Annotated in this window: 19 protein-coding genes and 1 pseudogene; 8 read left to right on the top strand and 12 right to left on the bottom strand. The window is 41.0% G+C overall.

Features of this window, described 5'->3' with window-relative positions; all coding sequences use genetic code 11:
• Window positions 1–66 precede the first annotated feature (66 nt).
• The 4 genes from AN395_RS03205 to AN395_RS03190 all read right to left on the bottom strand — a co-directional run bounded on the left by AN395_RS03205 (window position 67) and on the right by AN395_RS03190 (window position 4,772).
• Window positions 67–792, bottom strand: a complete 726-nt coding sequence (locus AN395_RS03205; RefSeq protein WP_054982058.1) for a YebC/PmpR family DNA-binding transcriptional regulator — start codon at window positions 790–792, stop codon at window positions 67–69.
• A gap of 178 nt (window positions 793–970) precedes the next feature.
• Window positions 971–1,588 (bottom strand): HAD family hydrolase, encoded by a 618-nt coding sequence (locus tag AN395_RS03200; protein WP_004588262.1) that lies wholly within the window; start codon window positions 1,586–1,588, stop codon window positions 971–973.
• 257 nt (window positions 1,589–1,845) lie between these two features.
• Window positions 1,846–2,337, bottom strand: a complete 492-nt coding sequence (locus tag AN395_RS03195) for a DUF6702 family protein (RefSeq protein ID WP_004588263.1) — start codon at window positions 2,335–2,337, stop codon at window positions 1,846–1,848.
• Complete coding sequence (locus AN395_RS03190) at window positions 2,337–4,772, bottom strand: M1 family metallopeptidase (protein ID WP_054982057.1); 2,436 nt, start codon at window positions 4,770–4,772, stop codon at window positions 2,337–2,339. Before AN395_RS03190 ends, AN395_RS03195 begins: the two co-directional genes overlap by 1 nt.
• 382 nt (window positions 4,773–5,154) lie before the next feature.
• Here AN395_RS03190 and AN395_RS03185 point away from each other — a divergent pair, with 382 nt between their 5' ends.
• From AN395_RS03185 to AN395_RS03165, 5 genes are all read left to right on the top strand, one after another.
• Window positions 5,155–5,391, top strand: a complete 237-nt coding sequence (locus AN395_RS03185; RefSeq protein WP_004588265.1) for a hypothetical protein — start codon at window positions 5,155–5,157, stop codon at window positions 5,389–5,391.
• Window positions 5,392–5,526: 135 nt separating this feature from the next.
• Window positions 5,527–5,763, top strand: a complete 237-nt coding sequence (locus AN395_RS03180) for a hypothetical protein (RefSeq protein ID WP_004588266.1) — start codon at window positions 5,527–5,529, stop codon at window positions 5,761–5,763.
• 77 nt (window positions 5,764–5,840) lie between these two features.
• On the top strand, window positions 5,841–7,088 hold the full coding sequence (locus tag AN395_RS03175) for an exonuclease SbcCD subunit D C-terminal domain-containing protein (RefSeq protein WP_054982056.1): 1,248 nt from the start codon (window positions 5,841–5,843) through the stop codon (window positions 7,086–7,088).
• Window positions 7,085–10,735, top strand: a complete 3,651-nt coding sequence (locus AN395_RS03170; RefSeq protein WP_054982055.1) for an AAA family ATPase — start codon at window positions 7,085–7,087, stop codon at window positions 10,733–10,735. The genes AN395_RS03175 and AN395_RS03170 overlap by 4 nt, the downstream gene beginning before the upstream one ends.
• Window positions 10,736–10,747: 12 nt before the next feature.
• Window positions 10,748–11,404 carry a class I SAM-dependent methyltransferase gene (locus AN395_RS03165; RefSeq protein WP_024033000.1) on the top strand — a complete coding sequence of 219 codons (657 nt, stop codon included), beginning with the start codon at window positions 10,748–10,750 and terminating at the stop codon, window positions 11,402–11,404.
• Between the two features lies 1 nt (window position 11,405).
• Here AN395_RS03165 and AN395_RS19460 read toward each other — a convergent pair whose 3' ends face one another.
• Both AN395_RS19460 and AN395_RS03160 read right to left on the bottom strand, forming a co-directional pair.
• On the bottom strand, window positions 11,406–11,576 hold the full coding sequence (locus AN395_RS19460; protein ID WP_157683944.1) for a hypothetical protein: 171 nt from the start codon (window positions 11,574–11,576) through the stop codon (window positions 11,406–11,408).
• A 103-nt stretch (window positions 11,577–11,679) separates the two neighbouring features.
• Entirely contained in the window at window positions 11,680–12,285 is a 606-nt protein-coding gene (locus AN395_RS03160; protein ID WP_054982054.1) for a short chain dehydrogenase, read from the bottom strand.
• Between the two features lie 144 nt (window positions 12,286–12,429).
• Between AN395_RS03160 and AN395_RS03155 the strand changes: the two genes are divergently transcribed.
• Window positions 12,430–13,311 carry a LysR family transcriptional regulator gene (locus tag AN395_RS03155; protein ID WP_054982053.1) on the top strand — a complete coding sequence of 294 codons (882 nt, stop codon included), beginning with the start codon at window positions 12,430–12,432 and terminating at the stop codon, window positions 13,309–13,311.
• A gap of 125 nt (window positions 13,312–13,436) precedes the next feature.
• On the opposite strand, the gene AN395_RS03150 is transcribed toward AN395_RS03155, so the two are convergent.
• The 3 genes from AN395_RS03150 to AN395_RS03140 are packed head-to-tail and all read right to left on the bottom strand — an operon-like array spanning window position 13,437 to window position 14,846.
• Entirely contained in the window at window positions 13,437–13,829 is a 393-nt protein-coding gene (locus AN395_RS03150; RefSeq protein ID WP_054982052.1) for an ACT domain-containing protein, read from the bottom strand.
• Window positions 13,830–13,846: 17 nt separating this feature from the next.
• Window positions 13,847–14,389: a DUF6942 family protein gene (locus AN395_RS03145; RefSeq protein WP_054982051.1), complete on the bottom strand. Its 543-nt coding sequence runs from the start codon at window positions 14,387–14,389 to the stop codon at window positions 13,847–13,849.
• A 1-nt stretch (window position 14,390) separates the two neighbouring features.
• Window positions 14,391–14,846, bottom strand: coding sequence for a YaiI/YqxD family protein (locus AN395_RS03140; protein ID WP_004588273.1), 456 nt, complete (start codon window positions 14,844–14,846; stop codon window positions 14,391–14,393).
• 120 nt (window positions 14,847–14,966) lie between these two features.
• Here AN395_RS03140 and AN395_RS03135 point away from each other — a divergent pair, with 120 nt between their 5' ends.
• Complete coding sequence (locus AN395_RS03135) at window positions 14,967–15,488, top strand: lipocalin family protein (RefSeq protein WP_004588274.1); 522 nt, start codon at window positions 14,967–14,969, stop codon at window positions 15,486–15,488.
• A 237-nt stretch (window positions 15,489–15,725) separates the two neighbouring features.
• On the opposite strand, the gene AN395_RS03130 is transcribed toward AN395_RS03135, so the two are convergent.
• From AN395_RS03130 to AN395_RS03120, 3 genes and pseudogenes are all read right to left on the bottom strand, one after another.
• Window positions 15,726–16,067 (bottom strand): DUF3325 domain-containing protein, encoded by a 342-nt coding sequence (locus AN395_RS03130; RefSeq protein ID WP_054982050.1) that lies wholly within the window; start codon window positions 16,065–16,067, stop codon window positions 15,726–15,728.
• Window positions 16,064–17,658, bottom strand: a pseudogene (locus AN395_RS03125) (PepSY-associated TM helix domain-containing protein). Before AN395_RS03125 ends, AN395_RS03130 begins: the two are co-directional and overlap by 4 nt.
• On the bottom strand, window positions 17,655–17,993 hold the full coding sequence (locus AN395_RS03120) for a hypothetical protein (protein ID WP_054982048.1): 339 nt from the start codon (window positions 17,991–17,993) through the stop codon (window positions 17,655–17,657). Before AN395_RS03120 ends, AN395_RS03125 begins: the two are co-directional and overlap by 4 nt.
• Before the next feature lie 222 nt (window positions 17,994–18,215).
• On the opposite strand from AN395_RS03120, the gene AN395_RS03115 reads away from it, so the two are divergent.
• Entirely contained in the window at window positions 18,216–18,572 is a 357-nt protein-coding gene (locus AN395_RS03115; protein ID WP_054982122.1) for a VOC family protein, read from the top strand.
• Window positions 18,573–18,610: the final 38 nt, after the last annotated feature.

Raw genomic sequence — 18,610 nt, 5'->3', positions numbered from 1 at the left:
AGCGCGTTTTGCCTACACAAAACGCGCTTTTTGTTTATTTAAAGCTAACTGTAGTTTTGCTTTAAATTAATTTTTAACAATTGCATTGTGATACACGTTTTGAACGTCATCACAGTCTTCAAGCATGTTGATGAACTTGTCAAAATTAGCAATAACTTCTTCATCTTCAATTTCTACATGCACTTGCGGAACAAACGTAATTTCATCTACTTCAAAGTTAATCCCTTCAAAGTTTTCCTCAAGCGCTGTTTTCGCTTTATAGTACTCAGTATGGGGTGCAAATACCGACACTTTACCATTTTCAACTTCAACGTCGGTTACATCAACGTCGGCCATCATTAGTGCTTCAAGGACCACTTCGTCATCGTCACCGGCAAAACCAAGTACAGCAAGGTGATCGAACATATGTGCAACACAGCCCGGAGTACCAATTTTTGAATCTGTTTTGGTAAACGGTAAACGTACATCTTTAATTGTACGGTTTGGGTTGTCGGTTAAGCAATCAACAATAACCATGCAGTTACCTGGGCCATAGCCTTCGTAACGTGCGGGCGAATAATCTTCCCCTGCCCCACCGGCTGCTTTTTCAATTGCTTTTTCTATTACGTGAGCAGGAACCTGGTCTTTTTTTGCTTTTTCTATTAGACGACGCAGTGATTGATTGACATCGGGGTCTGGTTCGCCATTTTTAGCGGCAACATAAATTTCTTTACCGTACTTTGAGTTAACTTTAGTTTTTGCGTTGGCTGTTTTAGCCATCGAGCTCTTACGGACTTCAAATGCTCTGCCCATCTTGTGCCTCTAATCAATACGTTAATTTTGCCATATTTTACCAATTCAAACCCTATTGGGCTAGGGTCTGTTGAACTTTACAAACTGAATTTAAAACAACCTATTTGCTAAATAAATAAGGCCGTTCCTATGTGAATAATGCAGGAGTAATTACGCAAAAATAAAAGTTACACTCCATTTAACATAACTCTACTTTTTGTGAGTAACTTTCGACTAAAGTAACTAACTCGGTAAATTCACGTAAAACGTAATCAGCTTGGTCGGCATAAATAGGCACCGCATTTGGCGCGTACAAACATGCGCGCATATTTGCATTATGTGCTGCTTGAATGTCGTATAAAAAATCCCCTACGTATAACAAGTTGCTGGCGTTTATATTCCAAAGCGTGGCAATTGCATTTAAGGCACTGGGATCGGGTTTGGCTGGGGCATCGCTACGGGTTAATACCGTTTCGATAGGTAGTGGGTTATTTTGTAGCTTTATGGCTGCCGCTTTATCAAAATTGCGGGTAACAATAGCCATAGGAATATTTTTAACTTTAAGGGCGTTAACGGCTTCGGTTACGCCTGGCAATATAGTGGCAAACTGAGCGTCTTGCAGCTCGTGCTGATGCACTATATTCATCGCCTCTTCACGCATGTAGGGCGATGGAAGCTGGGCAATATAATCAAGTAGGTCTTGCTCGCATGGGCAACCTATTTGTGCTTTTATAAGAGAGAAATCTAACTCAGACGATACTAACGTGCCATCTAAATCAAATATAACTCCTTGAATAGCCTCTACTTGAGCTTTCATATCATTCCTTGAATGGGGTAAAAATCAATACAACATGTGTACACATAATGACTCTACTTCATGAGAATAATTTAGCAAATGTTTATCAAACAAATTATTAGAAAAGTATTCACTTATCTATTACTTAGCCTTATAAACACCAATTAATTACTAAAATTCTACGAACAGCTAGTAATAACAGATCAAAAATGAACACAGCATAAACAAAAGGAGAATACGCGCACATAAACTGCAGTGCGCGTAGGTTGGGGAAGTACTTATTGCTCGAACTTAGCCTCGAGCCAGGTATCGTTTTGGGTAAAGTGAAGGGTTTTAATCTTGCCTTTGCCTTCTACGTTTACCATATTTACTTGAGAAGGCCATAAGTCACGCAGTGCGCCGTTACTCATTTTTATGCCTTCAATCCCTTTTGGGATAGGAGCTTCTTGATACACCCAAAAAAACTTTCCATCAATTTGCGCACCGACTTGGCTAAGCGTTAATGGCTTACCCTTTAAGGTTTGCAGCGCAACATGCGACTCAACATACTCTACAAAACGTTGTTGGTCGGCCTTGTTGCTAATGATATCGGCTTTTCCATTAAATAAATGCGCTACAGCATGCTCAGTATCATGCAAATAAAAGCGATGCATAAGCTCAATATTGTTAGTGCGTTTATTAAAAAGCACCGTAGTAACCGATGACTTTAGTTGATGCGCCATACTTGGCGCAGCAACTAAAAGGCAAACAATAATAAGCAAAAAGCGCATTATTGTTGCTCCTCACCATCTTTTTTCTCGTCTTTTTTAAGCTCAGTTTTAATGTCTTGCATAATATCTCGACTTACTTTCGCTTTACTCTTTTTCTTTTTATACACTTCAATACGTGAAGGAATAATACGACGAGGGTAGTTGTTGTTCTCAACATCTACATCAGCTGTTTCCCAGCGAGGGTCAACGCTCACCGATACCAATGGCTTATTTTTATCTGTAACAATAAGCTTTTGTACATTTTTGTGATTACGGCGCCAAATTTCAGCCGGAATGTAACGCTCTTCGGTTGTGCCATCTTCATAAGTTAGCTCTAATAAAATAGGCATTACCAAGCCACCTAGATTTGAAAACTCCATAACATAGTAGTTTTTATCTTCTTCAAGCGCGCGATCTAGCGTTTTACGCTCCCACGGCTCTAAGCCTTTTAAAAACTTGTTGTACGCGTTACGTTCTTTATTAGTAACAGTAAAGCTGTCGTTTTCGTCGTAAAAGTCGGTAATATCTGGATTTTTTTCAACCCAAGTTTGCTTACCTTCTTCACGGTTGCGCTTAACAAATAGTGATGTTGGTTTGTCTGCTTCTATATCGCGTAAGCGTTTAAAGTCAATATCAGGGTTTTTAGTATCTAAACGTAATTGATACACTTTATCTAACGAGATATCTACATGGTCGGTGCTGTAAAACCAGCCTCGCCAAAACCAATCTAAATCAACACCCGAGGCTTCTTCCATCGTACGGAAAAAATCTGCTGGAGTAGGGCGCTTGTATTTCCAGCGCTGTGCGTACTCTTTAAAAGCAAAGTCGAATAAGTCACGGCCTAAAATAACTTCACGTAATATATTAAGTGCCGCGGCTGGTTTAGTATAAGCATTAGGGCCTAAACGTAGTACGCTGTCTGACTGCGTCATGATAGGTACTTGGTTTTGCGATTTCATGTAGCTAACAATATCGCGCGGCTCAACACCCCACGGTATAGTTGGGTCCCATTCACGCCCTGCAACGCCATCTAAAAAGCTATTTAAACCTTCATCCATCCAGGTCCATTGGCGCTCATCAGAGTTTACAATCATAGGGAAGTAAATATGGCCAACTTCATGAATAACCACACCAATTAAAAAGCGTTTTTCAGCTTGAGAATAAGTGCGCGAGCCATCATCTTGCAGCTCTGTACGGGGGCCATTAAAAGTGATCATTGGGTATTCCATACCACCTACAGGGCCATTTACCGATTGCGCTACAGGGTATGGGTAGTCAAATGAATAGCGAGAATACACTTCCATCGTATGTACTACAGATTCAGTTGAATACTTTTTCCATAAATCGCCACCCTCTTTAGGGTAAAACGACATAGCCATCACTAAAGGTTGTTCATCGCCACCTTGCTGATAGCCCTTTGCATCCCACATAAATTTACGCGACGACGCCCACGCAAAGTCACGCACATTTTCTGCTTTAAAGTGCCATGTTTTTGTTTTATCGGTACCTTGTTTTTCGTTTTCTAACGCTTCTTCTTCAGTAACAATAAATACAGGGCGCTTTGCTGTTTCAGCTTTTTCTAAGCGGTTACGCTGCGTGCGAGTAAGCACTTTGCTTGCGTTATCTAACTTACCTGTTGCCGATACAATATGATCAGCAGGTACAGTAATTTCTACATCGTAATCACCAAACTCAAGCGTAAACTCACCACGGCCTAAAAACGGCTTGTTTGTCCATGCTTCGTAATCGGTGTAAGCAGCTAAACGCGGAAACCACTGCGCAAGTAAAAATATATCGTTGCCATCTTCTTCAAAGTGCTCGTAACCAGAACGCGCACCTACGGCATCTTCTTCAACAATGTTAAAAGCAAAGTTCATACTAAACTCAGCTTCTTTGCCAGGTTTTAGCGGCTCGTTTAAATCTATACGCATTAGCGTATCAACAACAGTAACGCGCAGTTCATCGCCATTGTCATCTTTTACATTGCTAATTGTATAGCCTAGCTCGTTGTCGCTCATAAATTGTTGACGACGTAGCTCACCTAAACTTAATTTAGCCGGCTTTTGTGCAGGTAAACTATTTAGCGTGCTTTTAAACGTTTTTGTGGTTTCAGCAATTGAGTCGCTTTTAAAAATATTTTGATCTAACTGTAACCACAAATATTTAAGTGTATGCGGCGAGTTATTTTTATACTCAATGCTTTGGCTTGCTGTTAAGCGGCGCTTTTTTTCATCAAGCTTTACATCTATGTCGTAATTAACACGTTGCTGCCAGTATTTTTCGCCAGGCTCACCGGCGGCACTACGATAAACATTTGGGGTAGGAAGCGCTTCGTCTAACTGACGAAACTTATCAACGAAAGAGCCTTTAGTTTGCTCAACGGATGACGCTAACACAGCGCTCGACATTGCCAAAGGCAACACAAACGCGCTTAGCGTAAGAACTGTTTTTTTCATTATGAGTCCTAGTGGAATTTTGTGAGCGTACTTTGACAAAGTTACTATTTTTGTTCAATTAATTAGCGACCAACCGCCCATTAAACACGGTAATATTCACGTTGTTTTAACATGGTTTTTGAATCAGTAAATTAAGCCGCTTTTAAAACTGTAAAGGGGGTTTACACTTTACAGCTGGTTGATGTGTATTAATTAAGGTACAAACATAGTATTTATAAGGGTTCAGGCCTAATTCATGCCATTAGCTTAGGATTAAATTAAGGTGCAAAAATATGTTGTTCAAGTTGAGCTTAAATTTATAGCGTTAGCAGTGTTTATACGGTTTTATTGCGCTCAGGTTCAATACAAATTAAGCAGCATATTTAAACTAAAGGAGCCCGATATGAAATTTTACATTGTAAAAAAAGATCATCAGCTCGAAGCTATCCCTGCTGATAAAGACTTACTAGAGCGCTACGAATCAAACCAATATTCGTATGTTAATGTGGTGTCGGCATGCAATAAGCAAGATGCACTAAAACGCCTATCTACTGAACAAAAACACAGTAAAAAGTGGCTAATAATTGGCGCAAATATTGCCGTGATCTCACTAATATTAACTATTTATACGATAAATTAAAAATAGTGAAATTTTAGGTTGATATTTAGTGCATTTTATATTTAAAATCGCCCACTTTTTTTATTTGAGCATAATAAAATCGTTACAATTATTCTCAAATATGTACTTATTACCAGTAAGCAATGTGGTGGGTGTATGGATTTTTATATCCTAAAAAAACAACAAGAGCTAATAGCCATTCCAGCAAATCAGCAAAGTTGTAAGCAGTATCTAGACTCAGGTTATTTTTATATTGATAAAGTAGCCGCCTGTAACGAAACGAATGCCATAAAAGCATTGCAAGCAAAGCAAACTAAAAGTTTAAAAATGCCGCTAGGTATGGCTTTGTTAGCGCTTCCTGTCATTATTATTGCTATATATAGTTTTACCTAAACTAAAGCCCTCCCGAGGCTTGCATCTTTACTTGCCTTGGGTATATTGGCGCTCTTATGGTTTTTTAAGAGCGCGATATGAAAGTTCTCCACACCTCAGATTGGCACCTAGGCCAACAATTTTATGAACATGACCGCCGTGATGAGCACGCTGCATTTTTTACTTGGCTACTTAGCACCCTTGTAGAGCAACACATAGATATACTTTTAGTTGCAGGCGACATTTATCATACAGCCACACCCAGTGCCAGCGCCGAAAACCAACTCTACCAATTTATAAAAGATGCTAAAAAGCGTTGCCCGCAATTGCATGTTGTTATTATTGCCGGCAACCACGACTCAGCAAATCGTATATTAGCGGCGCAGCCCTTACTTGCTCAGTTTGATACCCATGTAGTGGGGCGCTTTGAAGTAACCGACCCAGCCAATACCGTGATTGAAATAAATACGCAAAATAAACGCGCTGTAATCGTCGCTATGCCTTTTTTACGTACCAGCGACATAAGTTCACTTAGTCATACTAAAAACGGCCCTAGTTACGCACAAGGCGTTGAAAAAGCCTATAAGCTTGCCCTTGATCACGCCTATAGCATTAACGCGCAAAATTCGCCGTTAATTGTAATGGGGCACTTACATGCCAAAGGCGGTGATATTTCAAGTGACTCAGAACGTAATTTAGTGATTGGTGGGGAGGAGTCTATTTCGGCCAATGTATTTGGTAACAAGGCAGACTACGTAGCACTGGGGCATTTACACAAAGCGCAGCAAGTGGCTAAAAAAGACGTTATTCGTTACAGCGGTACGCCTATTCCTATGTCGTTTTCAGAGCGTAAGTACGCGCACCAAGTTAATGTAATAGAATTTAAAAGTGATGAAAAACAAACCATTAGCACATCTGTAAACCCCCTTTACATTACTCGCTCTGCTGAAGTGATTATTTTACCAAAAGGGGAGTGCGTGCCATTGAGCGACTTATGCGAGCAAATTAAAGCGCTCGATACATCACAACATACTATTGCCCCTTATTTACGTGTAAAACTTAAATCAAGTGATACCGACACCACCTTTAGAGAACAAATAGAGCAGGCACTTGAGGGTAAACACGTAAAATTTTGCGGCATTGAGCGGGTACGAGAACAAACCATAACAAGCGATAACAGCGCCGTATTTGAAGATTTAAGTGAAATTGAAATGCTCAACCCATTAAACTTATTAGAACAAGCCTTTGCAAACGATAAAGATATGGCCGGCCAAGCAGTACCAGATGAGCTAAAAACACTGTTAAACGATGTAATAAGTGAGCTGACGGAGCAAGAGCAACTATGAAAATAACCGCAGTTCGTATTCACAACTTAGCCTCAATAGTCGATGCCGAAATCGACTTTACTCAAGCTCCATTAAAAGACGCGGGCTTGTTTGCAATAACCGGCGACACAGGCGCAGGTAAAAGCACCTTTTTAGATGCTATTTGTTTAGCGCTTTATACTAAAACAGCACGCTTAAAAGGCGATAAAGGCAACTTAATTGATTTTAACGGCGACAGTATAAAGCTAAACGATGCGCGTAACTTACTGCGCAGAGGCAAATGGGAAGGCTTTGCTGAAGTTGATTTTGTTGGCCAAGACAAACAATTATACCGCGCACGCTACGTTATTACCCGTACCCACAAAAAGGCAACAGGCAAGTTAAAAGTGGCTGAGCATACGTTACTAACCTTGCCCGATGAAACCCTAATAGCCGATAAAAGCCAAACCATAAAAGAAGTAGAAAACAAAATAGGGCTAAGCTTTGATCAGTTTTCGCGTGCGGTATTGTTAGCACAGCACGAGTTTGCAGCCTTTTTAAAAGCCACAGGCGATGAACGCGCACAACTTTTAGAGTGTTTAACCGGCACCGATAAATTTAGCTTAATAGGTAAACGTATTTTTGAGCGTAATAAAGCGCTAAAAGATCAATATGAATTACTTAATGCAAGCCTTGCAAGCTACACCTTGTTAAGCGATGACGAATTAAGTGCTAAACAAACCCAGCGCGATGAGTTACTTAAAAAAATTGAGCAAACTAAAAAAACGCATGCAGCAACAGAGCAAGACTTAAATTGGTATAAGCAAGCAGCAAGCTTATCGCAGGCACTAGAACACGCAGTAAAGCAGCAACAACACGCGCAACAACAGCTTGATGCCATAGCAAAGCAAAGTGAGCAAGCTAAACAAGCACAAAGCGCCCTTGAAATAAAAGACAACCGCAAACGTCATGAGTACTTAACGGCGCAAAACAAAGCACTTAGTACGCAAATAAGCGATTTAAAAGCGATTGACCATGCAGCGCTTATAAAAGAGCAGGCCGCAACACTTACAACAAAGCAAAGCGAGTTAAAAACAGCGCAAGAGCAAAAGCAAACGGCAGAGCCAATTATTGCAAAAGCTCGTGAGCTCGACAGCCAACTTGCTATACACTCACAAACTATTACAAGCCTGACTCAGCAAAGCGAAAAAGAGCAGCAGCAACTTAGCGAATTACAAACGCAGTACACGCAAAGCCAACATGCACTTGATGAGGAAAACAAACTCAGCACTGGGCATCAAACGTGGCTAAACGAGCACTCGCAGCTTAAACCATTAGCTAATGATTGGAATTATTACCAACACAGCTTTAATACATATTTAAGTGCCAATGAGCAGATAAAGGCAACCGCTTCGCAAAACCAACAGCTGTTAGAAGAGCAAAGTAAACAAGCGGCGCTGTTAGCAGAGCAAACTAAAAAAGTAGAGTTGCAAGAGCAACAACTTGCGCATAAACAAAATGATCTTAACCAGCTAAGTGAGCAACAACGCCAATTTAATATTGAACAATGCGATAGCAAACTTAAAAATATTGAATATTTAAAAGATCAGCGTTTGCGCTACCAGCAGTTTAATCAAGAAATAAAACACAGCACACAACAACAAGCGGCGGTTGCGGCCAAGCTTGTACACAGTGAGCAAACGCAAACAACATTGCAACAAAGCTTAGCCTCGTGCGAGCAAGCACTTAAACACAGTGAATACGCATTAAACCAAGCTCGCCTGCGTGCCAGCGAAAACGTAGAGCATTTACGCACGCAGCTTACCCCTAACGAGCCATGTGTAGTGTGCGGGGCAAAAGAGCACCCGTATGCAAGCAGCCAAAACCCGCAATTAAATAACCTAATAGCCGATTTTGAAACAAGTTATAACCAAGCTAAGCAGCAACACGATAGCGCCCAAGCTAAGCTGCACCAGCACCAAACTCAACATGCTGTACTTGTCACTGAGCACGCCCAATACAGCCAAGCCATACAGAGCGCACAGACAAAGCAGCTAGAAATTAAAACAACAATGCAAGGGGCACGTACAGAGCTTAACGACTTAACAGCACAGCAGCTTGATGAAACATACGCCCAGCTCAGCAGTCAAAAGTCGCACTATTTTGAATCGCAAAAACAGCAAACAGCCCTGCAAGAAAAAGTAAATCAGCTAATAAATAACTTAAAAGCCGAGCAACATACACAACAGCAATTGCATAATCAGCATGTTGAATTAACCAATAAGCTTGGCCAAATAAACACTAAACATGCAGAGCTAAATACGCAAGTTAACGAGCTTACCAGCACCCTTAACGCACAGTTTGAGCACAGTGACTTTTGGCAGGAATTGCAAAACAACACGCTTAATATGATCGATTTAAGCCAGCAGGTTGAGCAGTACCAGCAAACACAAGTTCAGCTTGAACAAAGTCAAAAACAAATAGACAGCGCTAATCAGCAATTACAGCAACTCACACCGTTAATAGCTAAAAGCGAGCAAGCGCTTAAGGTTTTAAACGACGATTTAGCCAAAGCGCAACAACTGCAAAACACTACGCGCACAGAGCGCCTTGCTTTATTTAACAACGAGCCACTAAGTGCCGATGATTACCAAGCAAAACTTAATGCGCAGCTTGAGCAGTGCCAAAAGGCATTACATACAAGCCAACAAGCCCACGACAGCGCAATTAAAAAACGCGATGAGCACGCTATAACACTCAAAAACATTGAGCAGCGCTTGGCAGAGCAAACTCAAGAGCAAAGTACACTTGAAGAGCGCTACAATGCCTGGTTTAACGACTTTAAAGTGCAATATAGCGATGCAAATCACGAACAGATCGCTATTTTACTAACTCTGACTAGTGAGCAAATAAAAGAGCAATTAATGCAGTTTGAGCAGCGTTTAGCAGCACTTACAGACGCAAATGCAGCGCTTAAGCAACAGCAAAAGGCGCAAACAGATCACCAAAATACTAACAAGCCCGAAAAAAGCGAAAGCCAATTAGCAGAGCAAGAAACGTCCTTAGCCAATGAACAAACTGAGCTACAAAATAGTTTGCTTGGCACTAATACCGCACTTGAGCAACACAATCAAAACGCCAAAGCACTTAAAGGCAAACACGCTGAACTTGCTACCCTTAAAAAGCAGGTAGAGCAGTGGCACGTACTTAATAAAGTATTAGGGGATGCAACCGGTAAAACCATGCGTAACTTAGCGCAAACACAAACCCTTAAAATATTGCTGCATTATGCTAACAGCCATTTAAAAACCCTCAATAAACGCTACGAGCTCACTGCCATTGCGCAATCGCTCGATATAGCCATTATTGACCGCGATATGGCCGACGAACAACGCTCTGTTAATACGCTCTCTGGTGGTGAATCATTTTTAGTATCACTAGCACTGGCATTAGGGCTTGCATCGCTTTCTTCAAATAAAGTGCAAATCAACTCTTTGTTTATTGACGAAGGGTTTGGTACGTTAGATAGCGAAACACTCAGCGTTGCTATGGACGCACTCGACTCATTACAAGCACAAGGCCGTAAAGTAGGGGTTATATCGCATGTGAGTGAAATGAGTGAACGCGTAGCCACGCAAGTACATGTAAGTAAAAAAAGTGGTGGATACTCCACTGTTGAAGTCTTATAAAGGAGTTAAAAAATGCCAACATTCACAGGCGAGCAAGCAACGCATTACAACGACCGCATTACCCGTTTAGTCCCTGGTTATGAGCTATTGCACCAACTTACTAATGCTCAACTTAAAGCAACCCTTAAAGATAACGCACATATTTTAGTCGTGGGCGCAGGCACAGGCAAAGAAATACTCGCCCTTGCCGCGCTTAACCCTACTTGGCAATTTACCGCGCAAGATACCTCAAGTGATATGCTCGCAATTGCTAAACAAGCGTTTGAAGAGCACGGCATAGCAAAGCGCGTTAATGTTATTGAAGGCGAGCTTGATAAGCTATCTACTAAGGCCGATGCGGCGCTATGCCTACTCGTAATGCACTTTTTAAAAGACGACGGCAGCAAAAAGCAGCTATTAAAAAATATTAAAGCTAATTTAAATAAAGGCGCAAACTTATTTATTAGCGATTTAATGAAACCCGAAACCGACTTTGAGCGCGAAGCACAAATTACTGTGTGTGCCGATTTGGGCTTAAGTGATGCAGGGCAAGCCTACACAGCTCAAAACTTAGACAGTGAATTTTACCCACTTGATAGAATGCGCTTTAGCGAGTTACTTAATGAATGCAAATACGGTATTCCTAAGCTTTATTTTAAAGCGCTTGGTTTTAGCGGATACGTTGTTTAACTTATCTTGAAGGATGCGGCCTGCACCATTTAACCGTATGTTTATGGCGCGGTATGGTTTTACATTCTTTATTAGAATCGGCACCTGGCTCGCTAACATATTGCGAGCTTGGTGCTACACTGGCACAGCCTGCGGCCAATAATATCGCAAATACGGGTATTAATTTTTTCATTTCATCACCTATTAAAATCTGTATTTAAGCGCTTTGCAGTTACTGTTAATGCAGAGCGCTTATTTGTTTAATTTGCCACGTCACTCACCAATATGGCGGGTAGTTATGCATCTACAAAAATAACTTCGCCAGTAATAAAGCCATCAACCGAGCGCTCAAACGCTTTACCTACAAGCTTGCTTGGTACGGGTTGAAAACCTGGCATCATTTCGCCATATACGTCCCACGCTTCTTCAAGCACAGTAGGGTTAACCACATTAATACGCGTGCCACGTGGCATTTCTAGTGATACGCATTTTGCAAACGTATCTATTGCGCCGCTTGTTGTTGCATCGGCAATCGCAAAAGGAATCGGTTTAACGTTTAAAATACCGCTAATTAGCGTAAATGAGCCGCCATCAGCAATGTACTTTTGACCAATACGTACAAGGTTAATTTGCCCCATCATTTTGCTCATAATGGTCGTCATCCACTGCTCTTCGCTCATATCAGCAAAGGTTTCGTATTCGCATAAACCCACTGTATTTACTAGGGCATCAAAGTGGCCTACTTTTTCGTACAAAGCAGTAATTGACGCTTCACTCGTAATATCAACAATATGATCTACATCGCCCGAGCGACCCGCTGTAATAACTTTATGCTTAGATAAACCGGTCAATGCCGCTTGACCCATTTTGCCCAGTGCACCGATTAAAATTACTGTTTTCATTGTTTGCTCCAATCATTCAATTTAGTGTGTAGGGGCATAATAAGGGGGTAGCTCGACAATTAGAAACAACCACTTCATGTAAGTGATACAAAAATAAATGGTAATGTGATACGTTAATAATGCTAAAACAACAAAGGCATTGGCATGAGTAAGTTAGACAGGCTAGATATAAAGCAGCTGCGTATTTTCCAGGCGCTCATTCGCGAAAAAAACGCATCAAAAGCGGCGAGTAAATTAGGCTTAACCCAACAAGCTGTGAGTGAGCAACTCAAAAAGCTGCGTGATGTATTTAACGACCAGCTGTTTTTAAGAAAAACCACCGGCTTTGTGCCAACGCTTTATGCAGAAGAGTTATCGGTAGATATAGACAAGCTGCTAAACGATTTTCAGGCATTATTAGCGCCTAAAATATTTGACCCAAAAACAGTTGATGGTGCGTTTGTAATAGCCGCTACCGACTACGCACAGCAAGTTGTTTTGCCTGCGCTTGTAAAAGAGTTAAGAGAGCAAGCGCCTAATTTAAAATTAATAATAAGAGACTTTGAACTCGACAGCCTGCACGATTTAATGGAAAACGGTAAAGTTGATTTAGCCATTGCCTTCCCCGACTACATCCCAAGTACTTACCCCATTATTAAGTTATTTGAGGAGCAACATATTTGCGTTACTTCAGCTAACTCATCAATAGCAGGCACAAAACCAACCCTTGCACAAATAGCCAGTTACCCAAGCATTATAGCCTCGCCTTCGCGCCCAAATTTTAAAGGCTCTATTGACGATTGGTTTAAAAGCTTTGATTTAACGCGCAATGTTGTTGTATCGGCACCGTGTTTTTCAATTGTGCCTATGTACCTAGAAACCACCGACTCCATCGCGTTTTTACCCTCACGCGCGGTAAGCTCCGAACTGGTAAAAATAGAGCTACAGCAGCTGCCAGCTCCGTTTGATGTAATAGCCGCGTGGCATCCACGCTACAATAAAAACCCACTGCATAAATGGGTAGTGTCAAAGTTAGTGGTTGAGTAATTTGGATATATTAATTCTGATCAAACGCTTAAGACAAGCTCATCCTAAAACGTAGGTCGGTTAAGCGAAGCGCCACCCGATGCGCTAATATCCACATCACCTAACATGTTGCTGTGCCCGCAAACTCAAGAAATCTCGCCAAGTGCTTTCATCGCGGCCTGCGCTTTATCGGTTTGTACAAAAATATGGTCGTGATAAAACGCAGCTACTACGTTAGCGCTAATATTATGCTCGGTTAATTTGGCCGATACCGCAGCGGTTAACCCAACAGCCTCAAGGCTTGAATGCACATTAAGGGTAATTAAATTATATTTAGCTTCATAAGTAATACCGGCTTTATCGGCGGTATCTGCATTTAAAATAAGGGTTAGGCCTTCTTCTTCAACGTAACTGGCAAGCGGGTTTAAATGAACGTAGTCAGCAAGGTTGCCTGCTAAACAACAAAATATATATTCACCTTGTTTAAGCTCGGGGTTCATTGATTTTAATAACGTATTTAGCTCTAAAATTCCCGCCATTTTGAGTCCTTACATTTTCAATTAGATGTTTTAAGCTTGGCAACTAGCTCGCTTAATCGGGCTATTTTAATATTACTTAACTGCCGGTAATCAAAGTACGGGCACACAATAATGTTATTCGTTGTATCAATTGCAAACTCATCGTCTAACCAATTAAATTGCGCATTAAGCTTACCTTGCTGTAATAAGTTTTTAGCATGGGTTCGCCCAGCAATAATATGCAGTTGGTTTTTATTTGTGCCGTTAATGATGGGCGCACTAAATAACAGCGCTGTTTTACTGTTTTTTTGCAGTAAAAGTGTATCGCGATACGCTTGCCAGCTAGCGGCTTGTTTAGCAAAGCTGTAATGCTCACTCGGTAGCGCAAACAACACTTTAGCGTATACGTTAAACACTTTACGCCAGCCATTACCACAGTGCTGGTTTATGGTATTTATTTGCTCGTTTATTACAGGCTCAACACTTTGTAGGGTTGCAAAGTAGGGCATAGGCGGCGCTTTTGCCACATAAACGGCTACGCTAAAGGTTTGCTCACCTAAGCCAATTAGTTGCTCACTCACACTAGCTCGCCTTTTTTTGCGCTAAAATACGGTCGAGGTTATTGGCAAAGTTTTGGCGGTCGGTTTGGCTAAGCGGTGGTGGCCCGCCACTCATTTCTACGCCGCTTGAGCGCATGGTATCCATAAAGTCGCGCACGTTTAATAACGAGCGAATATTCTCTGGCGTGTAAAGCTCACCACGCGGGTTAAGTGCTTGGCCACCGTTATCTATAACTTCACTGGCTAGCGGTATGTCGCCAGTAATAACTAAATCGCCTTTTTCTACGCGTTTTACTATTTCGTCATCGGCCACATCAAACCCGCTCGAAACCTGTACGCGGCTTATAAATTTTGAAGGCGGAATGCGCATTGCATGGTTAGCTACTAAAATGGTTGGTGTTTGCGTGCGCTCAGCGGCTCTAAAAAGTATTTCTTTTATTACCACAGGGCATGCGTCGGCATCTACCCATATTTTCATGCTTAAATCTTTTAATTGCTCTAGTATTTAGCTGATCCTATAGCAATTTATTTTAATCGGCTAGCAAACTTTATTGGCTTAGAGCCGTACAAACAACATCACTTTTAAAAAGGAGCTTTCATGAAGGCCATTACGACTATTTTACTCATTACAGGGTTATTTTTACTCACCGCCTGCACAAGCGCACCAGAGGGCATTACTCCGGTTAAAAACTTTGACTTAGAGCAGTACAAAGGTAAGTGGTACGAAATTGCCCGCCTTGATCACTCATTCGAAGAGGGTATGGAGCAAGTAACCGCGACTTACACTGTAAATGACGATGGCACTGTAAAAGTGCTCAACAAAGGTTTTATAACTAAAGAGCAAAAGTGGGATGAAGCACAGGGCTTAGCTAAATTTGTAGAAGGGACTGACACAGGCCATTTTAAAGTCTCGTTTTTTGGCCCATTTTATGGTGCTTACGTTATTTTTGAATTAGACCAAGACGACTACCAATATGCGTTTATTACAAGTTATAACCGCGACTTTTTATGGTTTTTATCGCGTACACCTACTGTTAGTGACAAACTTAAACAACATTTTATAGCTAAAGCAAACAAACTAGGCTTTGCTACAGAGCAAATTATTTGGGTTAAACAGTAGGCTATTTAGCTATGTAAAGGGGCTTTACAGTTGTTGAGCAAATGATTGTTACAGCTGTAATAAAACGATCATCTCACTGTAAGGTAAGTTAAATATGTTAGGGCTATATTAGCTGCACTTGCAACGAGACATGCAAGTGTTGGACATACTGAATATCCCCCTATTGTTGGCAAGCTTTATAGCTTGCCATTTTTTTGCCTAAAATTAATGGCTTTCTTTGGATCAGGTTTTTACTAACTAAAGTGAATTTACTGCCAGTAATAGCCCTGATAAGCCAATCAGTAACATATTTAAAAAGCTAAATGGCTTAATCAACTTTTCTATAAAATTATAAAAAATCGTTATAATTAATACACTTAGCCCCATAAAGCCACAAAATAGTAAAGCACCGTATCCCTGCTGCGTAACAACACAGAGCAATAAACTTAGTAAAATACTGATCCAGGCAACTATTAGCAGCAAATTACTTTGCAGCTTAGAGGGACGCTTTGTAAACACCGTTTTAAAATGCGCTGGCTTTGCCAAAGCAAAACCATTAAAAGCAAACAAACAGAGGCTAAAGCTAAGTAAATCAATCATGCTTTTTGCCTCTTTTTATTATTGGCTAGGTTATTAGCTGTTTTTTAGATACGCTAGAAGCAGTACGTAATTTTTCGGTTTGTACTAAAAACAGTATGCTAAACAGTAAAAATACCGCATCGAAAATAAACAAGGCCCATTGTTTATTAAGTAAGTAGCTCACTATATTGCCCTGTGTGGTGAGCGCATTTATTGCCGGTACACTCAAACACGCGAGGGCATTTATGGCTGCCATTACACGCCATTGCAGCCTATCGCGCTTTAAAAGTGCCATAACGGCAACCACTAACCATGCTAAAAAGAACGCTGTAACTTCTTTTTCACCACGCCCTGCTACGGTTGGACTAAGTAATCTATTGGCAATAAAAAAGGCGCAAGTAGCCAGTGGTAAGCCCATAATGGTGGCAAGGTTTAAAGCTTCGACTAACTGTAAGCCAAATGAGGCTTTACCCTTATTACGCTCGCGTATACGTTTAGCCCACATTATGCAGCCAGAGCCAATCATTACGCAGCCTGCAATTCCGCCAAGTACGTATAACCAGCGCAGTAAAGGCGTAGCAAAGCGCCCTGTATGCATAGAGTTAAGTGATTCATAAAGTGCTTTACTACTGCTAAGTTCGTCATCAGTTTGTGCAACTAACTCGCCCGTAGCACCACTAAACAAAAGCCGTGGAGATTGATCGCGAAGCGCCTTTGCAGGGCTTACCAATACCGTTACTGTTGAAGCGGCCATATTCGGTTTACTAACCTGAACACGCGTAATATCTGCACTAGGCCACTTGGTATAAACTTGATCCAAAATAGTGTTTATAGGGAGCAATTCTGCACTGCCTTGGGCGTTATTAGTCACGTTATTGCTAGGTGTTACATCGTTAAAAAAGCCACGCATACCCTTGTCGTACGTCGTTAACGCAGGGTAGGGGAACAACATAAATATAAGCGTAATAATGCCTGTGTAGGTAATCATTAAATGAAACGGTAGGGCAAGTACCGAGCTTAAATTATGTGCATCTAACCAGCTACGAGTCCCTTTATTGCGCCTAAAGGTAAACATATCTTTAAATATGCGCTTATGAATAACCACGCCCGAAATTATTGCCAGTAGCATAAAAAAGCTGGCAAAACACACTACCCAGCGCCCTGTTATGGCATCTAAATAATAAAGCTGATAATGCAACCGATAAAAAAAGTTACCGCCTTTACTTTCAACAAAAGGAGGCAGCGCTTGCATGGTGTTTGGGTTTAATTGGGTATTTACAAACTGGCTGCGGCGCTGCCCTGGCTCTTTAGGTTTTGCATAGCCATATACCAAATACGGTATTCGCTCTTCGGGCAAGGTAATACGCCAACTAGGGGAATTTGCAGCGTGCTGATTTAAATAATCAAAGCCCTTAATAATTTGCTGCCTTTGCGCGGCCACTCTGTCGGTTTGGGCTTGCACATTGTGTATAGCCGGTTGATTCCACAGATTTATTTCGTCTCTAAAAAAGCTCGCTGTGCCTGCAAAAAATATTACGTAAATAATCCAACAGGTAAGTAATCCCACCCAGGTATGTAGCCAGGTCATCGACCTAAAAAAACTGTCTTTCATAGCCAACCCTTCAGTAATGCCAATACAGCAACAAAAAAACCGGCACTTAGTAAAATACTGATCCAAACAGTTTTTAACGACTTAACCGAAAACGCATAAATAAACACTGCGGCGTAAATTAAAATACTGATAGACACACACAGTAAAACGGCATCTTGCTTAGGAATGGGCAGCAGTACACTTAATAATGAAATACACGCTGAGGTAAACGCATAGCCACCCACAATGGCAATAATAAAACGCAAAAATACTAACACTCTATAGCTTTGGGCCACCTTTAAAAGCGCAGCTAGGTTAGTTTTTGTAAAAGGTGCTATGTGCAGAGGTGCCTGCATAGTTAACAAATCCCTTATTCAAATACGAGGATAAAAATAAGGTGTTATTATAAAGCTTACAAATACAAAAGATAGCGATTCTCATTTGTATATTCTAGATAATTTAACGTTAGTACCTAGCATGTTAGTAAAATACTGATCTCTGCCATTTTAGGGTTATTGCTTAGCTAATAACGAAGGTTTACAGTGGTCAATACTGGCAAGCCAATGAGTAAATTTAAAATGAGCAACCACGAAAAACTAAATTATGTAGAATTTCCCGCGTGCGATTTAACAGCTACAAAAAACTTTTTTACTAACGTGTTTAACTGGCAATTTACCGACTATGGCCCAGAATATACGGCATTTAGCGGCCAAGGGCTTGATGGTGGCTTTTTTAATGCCCCCCTTAAATCACTTACTCAACATGGGGCCGCACTGCTGGTGTTTTACAGTAACGACATTCACGCAACCTTTAAAAAAGTAGCGCAATATGGCGGCAAAATAGTAAAACCTATTTTTGAGTTCCCCGGTGGCTGCCGATTTCACTTTACCGAGCCCAGTGGTAACGAATTTGCCGTATGGTCAGAAAAACAATAAATATATCAAATAATTAGTTGTTACTTTCAAGTGAGATC

It is taken from the genome of Pseudoalteromonas sp. P1-30, from assembly GCF_001400005.1.
Taxonomy (GTDB): Bacteria; Pseudomonadota; Gammaproteobacteria; order Enterobacterales; family Alteromonadaceae; genus Pseudoalteromonas; species Pseudoalteromonas atlantica.
The sequence above is the reverse complement of the archived record's forward strand: the minus strand, read 5'-3'. Positions and strand labels throughout refer to the sequence as shown.